The organism is Pseudomonas xantholysinigenes (assembly GCF_014268885.2).
In the GTDB taxonomy this organism is placed as follows: Bacteria; Pseudomonadota; Gammaproteobacteria; order Pseudomonadales; family Pseudomonadaceae; genus Aquipseudomonas; species Aquipseudomonas xantholysinigenes.
Map to the genome: position 1 here is coordinate 1,440,688 of NZ_CP077095.1, position 15,601 is coordinate 1,456,288.

Below are 15,601 nucleotides of genomic sequence, written 5' to 3' on the forward strand. Positions count from 1 at the left end.
TCACTTCCCGAAAGGTTCGACGCGATACTGAACGGTAACCTCGGCATCTACCGATGCCTCGACCGTGGCTTTCGTGAAGTTGCGGGTGAGATTGCCAGTTCCGCCAGCCTCGCCACTGGTAACAGCTCGGGTGATGGTCTCTATCGGGTTTGCCGCGTTCCCATCCCGGATCCAGTCGACGACCAAGCCATCGCCAGCGGCCAGGCCTGGCCACCTTGGAATCAGCACGGGGAGAATGCTGCCTGTCACCGCATCAGGATCAAGCACGCCGTCTTCGATGAGTTCGATGATCGGCGCGTCAAGTTCTCCTCCCACGGGCTCGCCCACATTCAGCGTCAGAAAATCAGACGTGCTGGTGCCACCGTTGTTGGCACGCTCCACCCAATAGGACGCTTTCACCGTGCCGCCTTCGTTGGGTTTGATGTATGCCTTGTCAATGGTGAATGAGATGGGTTTGTCCTTGGTGAACTCGCTGACCGGGATGGAGTCCTCGTACTTGTTACCGTCACTGCCCTCCCACAGGATATGGATGTAGTCTCCTTTGGCCTTGCCGGAATAATTGGGAACCACCAGCTCGGCTTCCTCCAGGTCGGGAGGGAGCGTGCGGTTGTCCGGTGCCTCTTTTACGGAGGGGGCGTCAAGTTCGCCCCGAGGATCGCCAACCAGGAACTGTGGCGTGTGCAAGGACTCGCGTGGAGCAGATGCCTGCAGTGTGGTTTCGGTGTACAGCAGGTAATAGAGTTCCAGCTTGCCGCCGTCGATCTCCTTGATATGTTGGGCGTTGACCTTGAAAGCGATAGGCTCTTTTTTATTCCAGTCGCCTTGGGAGATTACGTGGTAGCTCAGGTCTGGCAAGTACGTGCTGAGGTCGGGGCGGGTACCCAACCACTGCGGCACGATCACCATGCCGGCTTGCATGGTGTCGTCCCATGGGATCACTACGGTGGCCTGGGCCAGCGTGGGGTCGATAATGATGCCATCGGCTTCCTCGACATGAGGCGCGGCCAACTTTTGCAGCTCGCCCAGCACGGCAACGACCAAACCTTTGGATTTGAGATTGGCCGAGCCGTCCGCCTTGATGACTTCGAAGCTGAAAATGGCCTGGGAGGTCGCCAGCTGGCGTAAATCGTTGATACTCAGCTCGATCTCCACCACATAGCCAAGGCGCTCCAGCGTCTTGCCAGGATAGGTAATGTCCAGGGCGGCACCATCGGCGGTGGTGCCTCTCAGGCGCATTACGATCTTGTCGCCAACCTTGAAGTTTGGCCCCGATGAAGGGATGGCAATTTCCGCCGTGACGGTGGTGTGTTTGCCAAGTTCGATTGACTGGCGGCCGGTTTCCGGGTCGTAGTCGGTTTCCTGGATGATGGGAGAATCGATGCGCAAGCTATTGGCATCAACGACGATGCGCACTTCGATAGCCCAGTCCTCCGAGCGATTTCGCACCCGATCATACACTTCATAAGTCACCGACAGGCTATCGGAGTCGCCCGCTTCGCGGATGGTCTCTGGCGTCACAAGTACTTCGATAGGGGATTTTCCGGTCGCCTGATCGGCAGTCAGTATGCACTGTTCGAAAATGCCGCCCCACGATACACGGACCTCATCACCTTCGACCGCATGTGGGTAAGGCACACCATTAGTCTTGCCGATGGTGAGCGTTATGCCCTTCTCGGCTGTCTCCTTATCCACACCCTCATTGATGATTTCCTCTGGCAAGGTAAACAGTAACTCCGAGTGCCCCGGAATATCGCCGTTCTGGTCCTGGCCACCTGGGCGGGTCAACTTGACATGAAGTTTCTGCTCGACGGAATCCTGATCACTTCCACCGAACGGTTTGATCCGGTACTTGATGACGTGATCGCCATCAATCAATCGCTCCGACTTGACGAATAGTGTGACCTGTTTGCCTTTTTCGCTTTCACGGATGGTTTTTGGCGCCACCACCACATCGTCCAACATGATACTGACCGTGTCGCCAACCGCCATGCCGCTCCAGGGATCGATGAAGATCTGCAGGCCGTCATTCGGGAAGTTGTCTACGGCCGCGGCAATATTGATGCCCCAGGTTCCCGTAGGTAGCTGTGCAGTCTCGGTATGGCCGGGGATGATGATCGGGTTCAGGGCAAAGTTTGTCGGTATCGTGCCGAGTGGCACGATGGCACGCTTGATGCGCAGGGCAAGGGTGTTGCGGCTGTAATGTTCATCCACCTGGCAGGTGCCGATCAGCTCGCCATCGCGGAGTACTTCGATCTCATCACCCAGATTCAGGCCTGTTTGCGGCCAGACGTAGGTTACAGGGTCTGCGTTGGCAGGTAGGGTAACGAGGGGCTTGTTCATCGCGGACATCCTTCTTGATGGGAGGCAAGTGGACGTATTGGATAGCGATGTGGGGATGGCCAACAACTGGCAAGAATACTAGGTGTTGGCCGGTTGTTTTGGGGGAAGCGTTCAGCGCCAGTCGTGGATCGGCCAGTCACTGGCCTGGGCATGCTCGCGCAACATGGGGTCTGGATTGACCACGTGGGGGTTGTCGACTTTCAACAGCAATGGCAGGTCATTGCGCGAGTCGGAATAGAAACTCGCTCCCTCCAGGTTTTCCTGCTCCTGGTCCAGCCATTCCAGCAAGCGGGTGATCTTGCCCTCACGGTAGGTCAACACGCCGTGGGTCTTGCCGGTGTATACGCCATTCAGCGCCTCCAGTTCGATGGCCAGGTACTCGTCCACGCCCAGGCGCGCCGCGATCGGCCCGACCAGATGAACGCCGCTCGCCGAGATGATCAGGATGCGGTCGCCACGCTGGCGGTGTTCGGCGATGCAGCGGCAGGCGTCGCCATAGATGATCGGCTCTATTACCTCTTCCACCCAAGGCTCGACCAGGTGCTCGACCTCTTCCAGCGTGCGCCCGGCGATGGGCTCCAGGCTGAAGGCCATGTAGTCCTCCATCCGCAGGTGGCCCTTGCCGTAGGCTTCCATCAGTTCATGGTCGCGCTCGAGGAAACTCTTGCCATCGACCCAGCCCAGCCGGGCCATCTGTTCGCTCCACAGCGACGCGCAGTCGCCGTGGATGAGGGTTTCGTCCAGATCGAAAATTGCCAGTGCCATGCGTTGAATCTCCTTAGGCCACTTCCCGTAGCGCCGTGGGGTCGATCGACAAGGATACCCGTTGCCCGTCCGCGTGTAGGTCGCTGGCGCAGCGGTTGAGCACGTCCACCACCAGTTCCACCTCGCGCACCCAGACACGGTAGCGGATGACGTTGCCGAGCAGGCTGTGGCTGCGGATCTCGCCGTCGAGCTCGCCGTTAAGGCTCAGGCTGATGGACTCTGGGCGGATCGCCAGGCGCGCTGACACTGGGCGTTGCAGCAGGCGGCTGGCGCTGTCGGCATCGAGCAGGTTGTAGTTGCCGATGAAGCCGGCGGCGAACAGGTCCACGGGCGCGGTGTAGAGGGTTTCGGCGTCGCCGCTCTGGACGATGCGTCCCTGGTTCATCAGGACGATGCGGTCGGACATGGTCAGCGCTTCTTCCTGGTCGTGGGTGACGAAGATGGTGGTCAGCCCCAGTTCGCGCTGGATGGCGCGGATCTGTTCGCGCAGGTGCTTGCGGATGCGCGCATCCAGCGCCGACAGCGGCTCGTCGAGCAACAGCAGGCGTGGGCGGGTGACCAGCGAGCGGGCCAGGGCCACGCGCTGGCACTGGCCGCCCGACAACTGGTGCGGGTAGCGCCCGGCGAAGCTGCCCAGCTCCACCAGGTCCAGGGCTTCGCGTACCCGTGCCTGGCTTTCCTCGCCCTTGACCTTCTGCATGCGCAGGCCGAAGGCGACGTTCTGCTCCACGGTCATGTTGGGGAACAGCGCGTAGCTCTGGAACACCATGCCGATGCCACGTTTCTGCGGGCTCAGCGGCACGATGTCGTGGCCGTCGAGGAGGATTCGCCCGCCATCCACCGGGGTCAGCCCGGCGATGCAGCGCAGCAGGGTGGACTTGCCGCAACCCGAGGGGCCGAGCAGGGTGACGAACTCGCCGCGTTCGATCTGGCAGTCGATGTTCTCGAACACCGGGCTGCCGGCGTAGCTTTTTTGCAGGTTCTGTACGCTGACGAAGCTCATGTCAGGTCTTGTCCTTGTTCAAACGGTTGGCGACCCAGGTCAGCACCAGCACGAAGGCGAAGTAGGAGATGACCAGCGCGCTGTTGAAGTGGCCGCTGCTGTTGCGCATGTTGTTCAGGTAGACCTGCAGGGTCTCGTAGCGGGTGCCGACCAGCAGGTTGGCGAACACGAACTCGCCGAACAGGAACGAGAACGACAGCAGCAGCGCCACCATCAGGCCCTTGCGCAGGTTCGGCAGCACCACCAGCAGCGCCGCCTGCAAGGGGCTGGCGCCGAGCAGCTGGGCGGCGTCCATCAGGTCGCGCAGGTTGATGGCCTGCAGGTTGTTGGTGATCGCCCGGTACATGAACGGCAGGGCGATGGTGAAGTAGCAGCCGATCAGGATCCACGGCGTGCCGACCATGGCCAGCGGCCCGCTGCCATACAGCTGCAGCAGGCCCACCGCCGACACCACCGGCGGTACCGCGAAGGGCAGAAGGATCAGCACGTTCATCAGCGCGTCGAGTTTCGGGAAGTGGTAGTGCACCACGAACAGGAGCGGCAGGATCAGCAGCACCGAAAGCACCAGCGCACCCACGCACACCAGCAATGACTGGCCAAAGGCGGCGAGAAAGCGCGGCTCGCTCCACAGCGCCACATACCACTTGAAGGTCAGGCCGCTGGGCAGCAGGGTCGCCGACCAGCTGGTGGCCAGCGAGTAGAGCAGTGTGCCGGCCAGCGGCAGCAGCAGAATCAGCAACAGCAGGTACACCACCACCCGGTGGTAGAGCCCGCCCGCTGTGTTTTCAGCGCGCATGGTAGCTCCTCTTGAGCAGCCATTGATGGACCACCGTGACCACGCTCATCAACCCCACCAGCACCATCGCCAGGGCACTGGCCAGGTTCGGGTCGAGGCTGATGTCGCCGGCCACCAGGCCGGCGATACGGATCGGCAGCACGTTGAAGTTGCCGGTGGTCAGGGCATAGACGGTGGCGTAGGCACCCAGGGCGTTGGCTAGCAGGATGACGAAGGTGCCGAGCAGTGCCGGGGTCAGTACCGGCAGGCCGATATGTCGCCAGAACTGCCAGTGGCTGGCCCCCAGCAGCGCGGCGGATTCGCGCCAGTCCTCGCGCAGGGCGTCGAAGGCGGGGTAGAGCAACAGCACGCCGAGCGGGATCTGGAAGTAGGTGTAGACCAGGATCAGGCCGCTCTTGGAGTAGATGCTGAAGTCGCCGAGCAGGCCCATCTGTTTGAGCAGCAGCGTCAGCGCACCGTTGAAGCCGAGCAGGATGATGAAGGCGAAGGCCAGCGGTACCCCGGAAAAGTTGCTGGTCATGTTGGCGAAGGCGCTGACGAAGTCGCGCAGCTTCGAATCGACCCGGCGCAGCGAATAGGCGCCCAGGGTGGCGATGACGATGCCGAACAGGCTCGACCAGAAGCTGATCTCCAGGCTGCGTTGCAGCGCCTGCAGGTAGAACTTCGAGGCGAACACCTTGCTGAAGTTGGCCAGGCCCCAGCCACTGTCGCTTTGCAGGCTATTGATGGCCACCCAGGCCAGCGGGGCGATCTGGAAGATGACGAAGAACACGGCGAACGGTAGCAGGCAGAGCAGGGCCAGGTAGCGGCCACGATGGCTTGCATTCACTTGAGCAGCTCCCGGCAGACAGGTTTGTCGTGGGGCGCGCCGAGCAGCTCGCAGATCGTCCCGCACAGTTCGGTCTGCAATGGCTTGGCCGCGGGGTCCAGGCTGAATGCCTCGCCAAACACGAACAGCGGCACCTCGCGTTCTTCGGCGAGCAGGCCGTTGTGCGAGCGGTCGTTGTTCATGCCGTGGTCGGCGGTGACCAGCACCTGGTAGCCCTCCTCGAGCCAGCGTGGCAGGTAGTCGGCCAACAGGATATCGGCGCTGCGCGCGGCGTTGCGGTACTGGCTGCTGTCCAGGCCATGGCGGTGGCCGGCGTCGTCGATGTTCATCGGGTGCACCAGCAGGAAGTTCGGCGCATGGCGCCGGCGCAGGTATTCGGCGTCGGCCAGCAGGTGCGAATCGGGGTAATGGTCGGCGTAATAGAACAGGCCGTGCTGGATCGGTAGCTTCGGCGCATGGGTGTGGCGATCGCGCAGCGGGTCGAACGGCGAGCGGTTGTACAGCTCGCTGATCCAGTGGTAGGCCGCGGCGGCGGTGCCCAGGCCGGCCTCGCGGGCGTAGTGGAACACGCTGCGTTGGTTGGACAGGCGGTTGACGTTGTTGTGCACGATGCCGCTGTCGATGGGCGGCACGCCGGTGAGGATGCACTCGTACAGCGGCCGCGACAGCGACGGCAGTTCGCACTCCAGGCGGTACAGCGCGGCGCGGTCGGCCTCGACATAGGCGTGCAGGTGGCCCATGGCGTGGTGCGCGACCTGGTGGTTGAGGCCGTCGAGCAGGACCAGGATGACGTTGTGTTGCATGGTGGCTCCTACATGGAGCTACAAGCTGCAAGCTTCAAGCTGCAAGATGAAGCGGGCATGTCATCTGCCTGCTTCATCTTGCAGCTTGAAACTTGCGGCTTGAAGCTGCCTCATTCCATCTCGATGATCACCTGCTCCTGCCACTTCTGCGGCAGGGCCTTGGAGGTTGCTTCCCAGGCCGCGGCGTCCTTGATTGGCTGGGCGGCCTTGTACTGCTCGTTGGGCAGCAGCTTGGCCTGCACATCGGCCGGCAGCTTCAGGTGCTCGGCGCGGATCGGCCGGGCGTGGCCGATGGCCAGGTTGGTTTGCCCGGCGTCGCTGAAGATGTACTCGCGGGCCAGCTTCGCCGCGTTCGGGTGTTTGGCGTACTTGTTGATGATGGTGGTGTAGCCCGAGGTGACCGAGCCGTCGGATGGGATCAGCACTTCAAAGCGCTTGGGGTCGATCTGGTCGCGGTAGCTCAGGCCGTTGAAGTCCCACACCACGCCGACCTCCACCTCGCCTTTCTCGAGGGTCTGGATGGTCGGGTTGGCCAGCGACAGGCGCTTCTGCTGGGCCAGCTTGGTGAACAGTTGCAGGCCCGGCTCGATGTTGCTCTCGCTGCCCTTGTAGGCGATGGCGGCGGCGAGCACGCCGTTGGCGGCCTGGGCGGCGGTGCCGACGTCACCGATGGCGACCTTGTACTTGCCCTTTTCCAGGTCGTGCCAACTGGTGGGGCGTTCGCCTTCCTTGACCAGGTCCTTGTTGATGATGAAGGCGATGGTCCCGGTATAGGCCAGCGCCCAATGGCCGTCTTGGTCCTTGGCCCATGACGGTACCTGGTCCCAGGTGCTCGGCTTGTACGGCTGGGTCACGCCCTTGCTGGCGGCGATCGGGCCGAAGGCCGCGCCAACGTCGCCGATGTCGGCGCTGGCGTTGTCTTTCTCGGCATCGAACTTGGCGATTTCCTGGGCCGAACTCATGTCGGTGTCGCTGTGCTTGAGGCCGTATTTGCTCGCCAGGTCTTCCCAGGTGCCTTTCCAGTTGGCCCAGGCATCGGGCATGCCCACGCTGTTGACGGCGCCTTCCTTGCGGGCGGCGTCTTCAAGGGCCTTGAGGTCCTGGGCCATGGCCGAGGTGCAAAAAGCGATGGCCGAACCGAGCAGTGACGCCATGAACAACTTTTTCATCCGAAGCTCCTTTGGTGGGGTGCCGTGCAATCGTTGTTATGAGGGAATCCTGTGCTTGCGACCCGTGGTCTAGGTCAGCAAACCTCGAGCCAAGGTAGGCCTGTTGCGTGACAGTTTGATGTAAGCGAAGGCGGTGATGGGCAGGCCGTTGGCCCTGGAAATACAGCGTAGACCAGATCGAAAGCCATGAATTGCGCGGGCTGGCCCGGATCTGGCAGGCACTGGCGAGCGCCTTTGTCACAGGATGTTCATCAGCCGTGCCTAGGCTTGCACTAGGCTCCATGTGCCCTGTTTCGGGGCTGGACTAGTCCAGATAGGTAACCTTTGATGCAAGCGACGCCACCGCGCGCGGTAACAGCCATCTGCCATGCCTTGCAGGAGCAGATCGAACACGGCCTGCTGGCCCCGGGCGGCAAGCTGCCGGCCGAACGACGGCTCAGCGAGGTGTTCGATACCACGCGTATCACCCTGCGCGAGGCGCTGGTGCAGCTGGAGGCCATGGGGCTGATCTACCGCGAGGAACGGCGCGGCTGGTTCGTTGCCCCTGAACGGCTGACCTACGACCTGATCGAGCGCAGTCACTTTCATGCCATGGTGCGGGACCAGGGGCGGCTGCCCGGCACCGAGCTGCTATCGGCGCGGTTGCAGCCGGCGCCAGCGGCGATCTGCGCGCGCCTGCGCCTGCCGGCGTTGTCCAGCGTGGTGCGGATCTGCCGGTTGCGGCGCATCGACGGGCGGGCGGTGCTGTATGCCGAGCACTACCTCAACCCGCGCTACTTCCCGGGGATCCTTGAACTGGACCTGGCCCAGTCGCTGACCGAAGTCTATGCGCGGGAATACGCCATTCACTATGGGCAGGTGTGCTTCGAGATCCTGCCGACAGCGTTGCCGGTCGAGGCGGCGGCGGCGTTGAAGGTATCGGCGGGCAGCCCGGGCTTGCATATCACCCGGGTCAACAGCGACCAGCATGGGCACCTGATCGACTGTGACCTGGAGTATTGGCGGCATGATGCGATCCGCATTCGCGCCCAGGCGGGATAAGGTGTTGGATTTTTCGCGGGTAAACCCGCTCCCACAGAGACCCCACAATTTTCGAATGTGTGGCAATCCTGTGGGAGCGGGTTTACCCGCGAAAGGGCCCTAACGGGAGGACCCGGTTTCCGCCATCTGGCCCCCTCCGGCCGTCACCACCTGCACCGACAACCGTGGCGTCGCCAGGTCCAGCCCGGCTTCGTCGAGCTGGCGCTTCAATGCCAGGTTGAACGCCCGCGACACTTCCCACTGCTTGATCGGCGCGGTCTTGAAGCGCGCGCGCAGGATCGCCGAGCCCGATTCGAAACTCTCCACCCCCTGCAACTCCAACGGCGACCAGATATTGCGGCGCATCAGCGGGTCGTTGCGCAGCTTCTGGCCGACCTCGCGGATCAAGCTGATGGCCTGGTCGATGTTCATGCTGTGCGGGATCGCCACGCGGAAGATCGCGTAGCCGAACTCGCGCGAGTAGTTCTTGATGCTCTTGATTTCGCTGAACGGGATGGTGTGCACGATGCCGTCGATATCGCGCAGGCGCACGGTGCGGATGGTCAGGCCCTCGACCGTGCCCAGGTGGCCGCCGACATCGACGTAGTCGTCGATGGCCAGCGAGTCCTCGATGATGATGAACAGTCCGGTGATCAGGTCGGCCACCAGCGACTGCGCGCCGAAGCCGATGGCCAGGCCGATGACGCCGGCACCGGCCAGCAGCGGGGTGACGTTCATGCCCATGTTGGCCAGGGCGACGATCACCGCGATGATGAAGATCACCACGAACATCACGTTGCGGATCAGCGGCATCATGGTTTGCGCGCGGGCGTTGGCCATGCCCCGGCGCGAGCGCACCAGGGCGTGGTGCACGGCGGTATCGGCAAGGATCCACACCAGCCAGGCGACGATCAGCGTGCCGGCCAGGCCGAGCAGGCGCAGGCTCACCTCATGGCCGTCACCTTCGGCGAAGCCGATCATCGACTGGCCCCACACGCGCAGGCCGAGTTCGATGAACACCAGCCAGATGAACAGGTGCACCAGCAGGTAACCGAAGTTGCGCAGGCGCTCGGCGTACACCGCCTGGCGCTTGTTGGCGCGCTTGGGGTTGGCGGCGTGGCGACGCACCAGGCCGTTGAGCACCATGCACACCACCACCAGCACCGTGCACATCAGCGACTGGCGCAGGGCGGTGCTGGTGTCGCCGGCGGACACGAAAGTGGCGAACAGCGAGATCGCCACCAGGATCAGCGCCGGGATGTACCAGAAGCTGCCGAGGATCTCGATGGTGTCGCTCAGGGTGCGGCGGGTCAGGCGCCGGGACAGTGGCTGGTTGCGGATCAGGTGGGCGATTGGCCGCCGGAAACGCAGGATGAACAGGCCGGTGCACAGCGCGGCGACGACGTTGGCCAGGGTCGCCAGGGCGTGGGCCAGGTGGCTGCCCAGGGCGGTGGTCAGGCGCGGGTCGCTCATCGCCTCGCCGAAGGCGGCGAAGCTGCCGATCAGCCACAGCGGGCGAAACGCCTGGTGGCGCAGGATGTACAGGGCGCGGTGGCGGTGCGGGCCGTCGAGCAGCGAGAAGGCGATCACGCAGATCGCCGAGAACAGCGTGCCGACCACCAGCGCATAGGCCAGGACCATAGCCATCGACTTGCCCAGCGAGGAGGGCAGCACGATGCTCAGGTAGACGGTGAACACCAGCGCCACCAGCCACGGCCCGAGCTTGCGCAGGGCGAAGCGCACCAAGTCCCAGGTCCGCGGGTGCTGGGGCAGTTCCTCGGTGAGGCCGAAGCGCAGGCGCACGCGGTGGCCGATCCAGTTGAAGGCGTAGGCCAGCAGGGCCCAGACCGCGATCACCCCAGCGAAGCCGAACAGGATCGCTGGCCATTGATGCACCGGCACCACCAGCGCGGCCAGTTCGTCCTGGGCCTGGTCGATTTCCATCGACCAGCGTTTGAACGGACTGGCATCGCCGCTGAACTGCTTTTCGAAATCATGCAGGGCGCCGCCGATCAGGCCGAGCACGCCCTGTTCGACGCTGGGTTGCGATTGCTTGCTGGCGTCGCGCAGCTTCTTCAGGTCGGCCAGCAGCTTGGCCCGTTGCTGGTCGTTCTCCAGGTTCTTGATCACTTCGTCCAGTGACTTGCCCAGGGGTTCGCTGGCCTCGGGCTGGGCGGGGGCGCTTGAACCGAGCAGGCCGGGCAGGCCGGCGGCGTGCACCGGAGTGACGAACAGCAGGAACAGCAGCGTGATGCAACGCAGGAAGGCTGGCACCGGAAAATCTACCTCAGGTCAAACGATTGCCCGAGTGTAGAGGTTTATGACGGCAGTTTCTCCAGGATCTTCCAGCAGGTCAGGCCGAAGATGCCGAGGGTGCCGATCCACATCATCAGCACGCCGACATTGCGCTCGCGCATGCTGAAGCCGATGGTCAGCAGCATCAGGAACAGGAACACCGGCACGAACAGGGAGAGGAAGGGGGATGACATGGACGGCAATCCTTTGGCTGTAGGGCATGTCTTAAGCATAGCGGGTTGCGCGCGGAGGGCGTTGATCCGCGGCAGTTGCGTTGCCTGTGCCGGCCCTTTCGCGGGTAAACCCGCTCCCACAGGGGTATCACTGTTCTTGAGGTCAGTGATACCCCTGTGGGAGCGGGCGACTCGGTCTCAGGGCAGTTCGCGGCTGCGGTAGAACGCCATGAGTACCTTCACCAGGTGCGCCAGGTCATGGCTGCCGCACAGCTCGCGGATCGAGTGCATGGCGAAGGTCGGCAGGCCGATGTCGACGGTACGCACCCCCAGGTGGCTGGCGGTGATCGGGCCGATGGTCGAGCCGCAACCCATGTCGCTGCGCACCACGAAGCTCTGCACCGGCACTTCCTCGGCCATGCACAGGTGGCGGAAGAACCCGGCGGTTTCGCTGTTGGTGGCGTAGCGCTGGTTGTTGTTGACCTTGATCACCGGGCCGGCGTTGAGTTTGGGCCCGTGGTTGCCGTCGTGCTTGTCGGCGTAGTTGGGGTGCACGCCGTGGGCGTTGTCGGCCGAGACCATCAGCGAGCGCTGGATAGTGCGCACGTATTCGTCGTTGTCCGGCAGCAGGCGCTGCAAGGTCTGCTCGAGCATCGGGCCATCGGCGCCGCAGGCCGAGCAGGAGCCAACTTCCTCGTGGTCGTTGCACACCAGCACGCAGGTCTCGTCGCTGTCGGCGTCCAGCAGTGCCTGCAAGCCGGCGTAGCACGACAGCAGGTTGTCCAGGCGGGCGGCGGCGATGAAGTCGCCGTTCAGGCCGATCAGCGCGGCGTCCTGGGTATCGTAGAAGCTCAGCTCGTAGTCCAGTACCACATCGGCGTTGAGGTCATGCTCGCGGGCCAGCTGCTCGGTGAGCAGGGCGCGGAAGTCGACGCGTTCGTCGCCGGCCACCTGGGCCAGGATCGGTGGCAGTTCGGTCTGCGGGTTGATCTGCCAGCCTTCGTTGGCGGTGCGGTTGAGGTGGATCGCAAGGTTGGGGATGACCGCGATCGGCAGCTTGAAGTCGATCAGCTGGCTTTCCACCTTGCCATCGCGGCGGAAGGTCACCCGGCCGGCCAGCGACAGGTCGCGGTCGAACCATGGGGCGAGCAGGGCGCCGCCATACACTTCGACGCCCAGTTGCAAAAAGCCCTGGCGCTGCAGCTCGGGCTGCGGCTTGACCCGCAGGCACGGGCTGTCGGTGTGGGCGCCGACCATGCGGATGCCGCCCAGCAGCGGCGAGCGCTTGCCGAGCTGGATGGCGATGATCGAGGAGTCGTTGCGGGTCACGTAGTAGCGACCACCGGGCACCGTGGCCCAGCTGTCGCGCTCGTCCAGGCGCTGGTAGCCGGCGGCCTCGAGGCGCTGCACGAGGCTGGCGGTGGCGTGGAAGGGCGTCGGGGAGGCCTTGAGGAATTCGATCAGGCCGGCGTTCAGGGCATCGCGCATAAGTCACTCCAATTCGAGCTTCAAGCCGCAAGCTGCAAGCTTCAAGCAAAGGTGGTCCGCGGAGCAAGCTTGCACGCGATCTGCCTTGGCTTTTTCTTGCAGCTTTTAGCTTGAAGCTTGCAGCTTAAAATGGTGCCGGGCACTCGAACTTCAACCGCTCACCCGACACCGGGTGGGTAAAGCTCAGCATCGATGCATGCAGGCACAGCCGCTCATGGGCCGCCAGCGCCTCGGGGTTGGCGTACAGCCGATCTCCCAGCAGCGGATGGCCGATCGACAGCATGTGCACACGCAATTGGTGCGAACGTCCGGTGATCGGCGTCAGTTCGACCCGGCAATGATTGCCGCAGCGCTCGACGATGCGCCAGAAGGTCAGGGCGTGTTTGCCCTGTTCGTGGTCGACCACATGCCGTGGCTTGGTCGGTGGGTCGTAGCGCAACGGCAGGTCGATGCTGCCACTGTCCAGAGCCGGCTGGCCCCAGCACAACGCGGTATAGGCCTTTTCCGTCTCGCGATCGTGGAACTGGCGCGACAGTTCGCGGTGGCTGTCGGCGTCGCGGGCGAGCAGGATGATGCCGGAGGTTTCCCAGTCCAGACGGTGGACGATCAGGGCGTCGGGGTAGCCGTTTTCCTGCAGGCGGGTGATCAGGCAGTCCTTGTTGTCCTCGGCGCGGCCCGGTACCGACAGCAGCAGGGTCGGCTTGTTGATCACCAGGATGGCGGCGTCTTCGTGAAGGATCTGGATGTTCGACAGCGGCATTGCAGGTTCTCTATCAAGGCAATTGGGGCCGCCTTGCGGCCCTTTCGCGGCACAAGGCCGCTCCTACAGGGGGTATGCAATTCCCTGTGTAGGAGCGGCCTTGTGCCGCGAAAGGGCTGCAAAGCAGCCCCAGAATGTACCGCAAACGCTTGGATCAGCGCTCAGGCAAGGTGATGTTCAGCTCGAGGATCGAGCAGCTGCCCTGGTTTTCCAGTTCGATCTGCACGTCATCGTTGCCGATGTTGACATACTTGCGGATCACCTCGACCAGTTCTTTCTGCAGGGCAGGCAGGTAGTCCGGGGTGCTGCGCTGGCCACGCTCGTGCGCCACGATGATCTGTAGACGCTCTTTCGCTACCGACGCGCTGCTCTGTTTCTGTCTGCCACGAAAGAAGTCAAAAAGGTTCATGGTTTATTTGCCTCCAAACAGGCGCGCGAAGAATCCTTGCTTCGGCACTTCGATGAACCGCAGCGGCTTTGGCTTGCCCAGCAGACGGTCGACGGTGTCGCTGTAGGCCTGGCCGGCATCGCTCTGGTCGTCAAGGATGACCGGGATGCCCTGGTTGGAAGCCTTGAGCACGGCTTGCGATTCGGGAATCACGCCGAGCAGTTCGACCGAAAGGATTTCCTTGACGTCCTCGACGCCAAGCATTTCGCCTTTCTCGACGCGCTCGGGGTGGTAGCGGGTGATCAGCAGGTGTTCCTTGATCGGGTCGTCGCCTTGCTCGGCGCGGCGCGACTTGCTCGACAGCAGGCCGATCATGCGGTCGGAGTCGCGCACCGAGGAGACTTCGGGGTTGGTCACGACAATGGCTTCGTCGGCGAAGTACATCGCCAGGTGGGCGCCTTTCTCGATACCAGCGGGCGAGTCGCAGACGACGAAGTCGAACTGCTCCTTGAGCTCCATCAGCACCTTCTCGACGCCTTCCTTGGTCAGCGCGTCCTTGTCGCGGGTCTGGCTGGCGGCCAGCACGAACAGGTTCTCGAGGCGCTTGTCCTTGATCAGGGCCTGTTGCAGGTTGGCTTCGCCGTTGACCACGTTGACGAAATCGTACACCACGCGGCGTTCGCAGCCCATGATCAGGTCGAGGTTACGCAGGCCGACGTCGAAGTCGACGATGACAGTCTTGTGCCCGCGCAGTGCGAGGCCGGTACCGATAGCGGCGCTGGTGGTGGTCTTGCCCACGCCCCCCTTGCCGGAAGTAACCACGAGAATCTTGGCCAAGGTGTTTCACCCCTAAATAAACGGGACAGGCGTCCCTGCAAATACATGAAAACGGCAACGAGAAAAAGTTGCGCTAAAAATGCCGGCAAGTATCCGTTAAAGACGGGTTATGTTCAACACATCGCCAGACAGGCTGACCTGCACGCCCGAGCCCCACAGCGGGTCGCGGCGCAAGTCTTCGCAGACTTTGTACTGGCCGGCGATCGAGACCATTTCCGCGGTCATCTGCAGGCAGAAGATACGCGCCTTGGTATTGCCCTTGATACCTGCCAGGGCACGGCCGCGCATGGCGCCGTACACATGGATGTTGCCATCGGCAAGAAGTTCCGCGCCGGGGCTGACGGAGCCGGTGACCACCAGGTCGCCGCCCTGGGCGTAGATCTGCTGACCGCCGCGCACAGTCGAGGTGATGATCCGCGTCGGCCGCACTTCGGGCTCGGCCGGCGCCGGTGGCGGCGCGGGGGCAGGCTCGGGCGCCTTCACCTCGGGCTCCGGCTCGACCGGGCGCTCACGGGCGCCGGACGGCGGTAGCACCGGCAGGTCGATGGCGATCGCCGCGGCGATGTCCTCGATGCGGCTGGCGCGAATCGCCAGGGTGCGCAGGCCATGGTGGCGGCACACGCGCATCAACCCGGGCAGGTCGATGGCGCCCTCGTCGTGGGGCAGCTTGTCCAGGGCCAGCACCAGCGGCGTGTTGCTGAAGAAGTTCGGCGCCTGCGCGACCTTCGCCGCCAATTGGCGGTCGAGGGATTCGAGGTCGTTGCGCGCCAGTTCCAGCACGGTGATGGCAAGCATGCTGCCCTTGAGCTGGAACACGGGGGCGTTGTCGGGTGTCTGGTTGGGGCTCATGGTCTGCATAGACGGCTTGTTGCGAAAAAAGTGCCCTGACTTATAGCGATAAGACCGATTGCCCGCAACCGATGTAGAATGCCGGG

Annotated in this window: 15 protein-coding genes; 1 reads left to right on the plus strand and 14 read right to left on the minus strand. The window is 63.3% G+C overall.

Annotated elements, in window-relative coordinates:
- The 7 genes from HU772_RS06545 to HU772_RS06575 all read right to left on the minus strand — a co-directional run bounded on the left by HU772_RS06545 (position 1) and on the right by HU772_RS06575 (position 7,705).
- Entirely contained in the window at positions 1-2,340 is a 2,340-nt protein-coding gene (locus tag HU772_RS06545; RefSeq protein WP_186655723.1) for a hypothetical protein, read from the minus strand.
- Between the two features lie 111 nt (positions 2,341-2,451).
- Positions 2,452-3,105: an HAD family hydrolase gene (locus HU772_RS06550; protein ID WP_186655725.1), complete on the minus strand. Its 654-nt coding sequence runs from the start codon at positions 3,103-3,105 to the stop codon at positions 2,452-2,454.
- A gap of 13 nt (positions 3,106-3,118) precedes the next feature.
- Positions 3,119-4,108: an ABC transporter ATP-binding protein gene (locus HU772_RS06555; protein ID WP_186655727.1), complete on the minus strand. Its 990-nt coding sequence runs from the start codon at positions 4,106-4,108 to the stop codon at positions 3,119-3,121.
- 1 nt (position 4,109) lies between these two features.
- Positions 4,110-4,904: an ABC transporter permease gene (locus HU772_RS06560; protein WP_186655730.1), complete on the minus strand. Its 795-nt coding sequence runs from the start codon at positions 4,902-4,904 to the stop codon at positions 4,110-4,112.
- Positions 4,894-5,733 carry an ABC transporter permease gene (locus HU772_RS06565; protein WP_186655733.1) on the minus strand — a complete coding sequence of 280 codons (840 nt, stop codon included), beginning with the start codon at positions 5,731-5,733 and terminating at the stop codon, positions 4,894-4,896. The genes HU772_RS06560 and HU772_RS06565 overlap by 11 nt, the downstream gene beginning before the upstream one ends.
- Positions 5,730-6,536 carry an alkaline phosphatase family protein gene (locus HU772_RS06570; protein WP_186655735.1) on the minus strand — a complete coding sequence of 269 codons (807 nt, stop codon included), beginning with the start codon at positions 6,534-6,536 and terminating at the stop codon, positions 5,730-5,732. The genes HU772_RS06565 and HU772_RS06570 overlap by 4 nt, the downstream gene beginning before the upstream one ends.
- A 110-nt stretch (positions 6,537-6,646) precedes the next feature.
- On the minus strand, positions 6,647-7,705 hold the full coding sequence (locus HU772_RS06575) for an extracellular solute-binding protein (RefSeq protein WP_186655738.1): 1,059 nt from the start codon (positions 7,703-7,705) through the stop codon (positions 6,647-6,649).
- Between the two features lie 327 nt (positions 7,706-8,032).
- Between HU772_RS06575 and HU772_RS06580 the strand changes: the two genes are divergently transcribed.
- Positions 8,033-8,746 (plus strand): UTRA domain-containing protein, encoded by a 714-nt coding sequence (locus tag HU772_RS06580; RefSeq protein ID WP_186655741.1) that lies wholly within the window; start codon positions 8,033-8,035, stop codon positions 8,744-8,746.
- Between the two features lie 99 nt (positions 8,747-8,845).
- Here the strand turns inward: HU772_RS06580 and HU772_RS06585 are convergent, their stop codons facing one another.
- The 7 genes from HU772_RS06585 to minC form a co-directional block, all read right to left on the minus strand.
- Positions 8,846-10,999: a mechanosensitive ion channel family protein gene (locus tag HU772_RS06585; RefSeq protein WP_186655744.1), complete on the minus strand. Its 2,154-nt coding sequence runs from the start codon at positions 10,997-10,999 to the stop codon at positions 8,846-8,848.
- 44 nt (positions 11,000-11,043) lie between these two features.
- The gene (locus tag HU772_RS06590; RefSeq protein ID WP_186655746.1) at positions 11,044-11,214 is read right to left on the minus strand and encodes a hypothetical protein; all 171 of its coding nucleotides are present in this window, start codon (positions 11,212-11,214) and stop codon (positions 11,044-11,046) included.
- Positions 11,215-11,391: 177 nt separating this feature from the next.
- Positions 11,392-12,681, minus strand: coding sequence for a M18 family aminopeptidase (locus HU772_RS06595; RefSeq protein WP_186655749.1), 1,290 nt, complete (start codon positions 12,679-12,681; stop codon positions 11,392-11,394).
- 124 nt (positions 12,682-12,805) lie between these two features.
- Positions 12,806-13,441: an RluA family pseudouridine synthase gene (locus tag HU772_RS06600; RefSeq protein WP_186655752.1), complete on the minus strand. Its 636-nt coding sequence runs from the start codon at positions 13,439-13,441 to the stop codon at positions 12,806-12,808.
- A gap of 154 nt (positions 13,442-13,595) precedes the next feature.
- Positions 13,596-13,850, minus strand: a complete 255-nt coding sequence (gene minE, locus HU772_RS06605; RefSeq protein ID WP_134689299.1) for a cell division topological specificity factor MinE — start codon at positions 13,848-13,850, stop codon at positions 13,596-13,598.
- Between the two features lie 3 nt (positions 13,851-13,853).
- On the minus strand, positions 13,854-14,666 hold the full coding sequence (minD, locus tag HU772_RS06610) for a septum site-determining protein MinD (protein ID WP_186655755.1): 813 nt from the start codon (positions 14,664-14,666) through the stop codon (positions 13,854-13,856).
- Positions 14,667-14,762: 96 nt separating this feature from the next.
- Complete coding sequence (gene minC, locus HU772_RS06615) at positions 14,763-15,524, minus strand: septum site-determining protein MinC (protein WP_186655758.1); 762 nt, start codon at positions 15,522-15,524, stop codon at positions 14,763-14,765.
- Between the last annotated feature and the right edge of the window lie 77 nt (positions 15,525-15,601).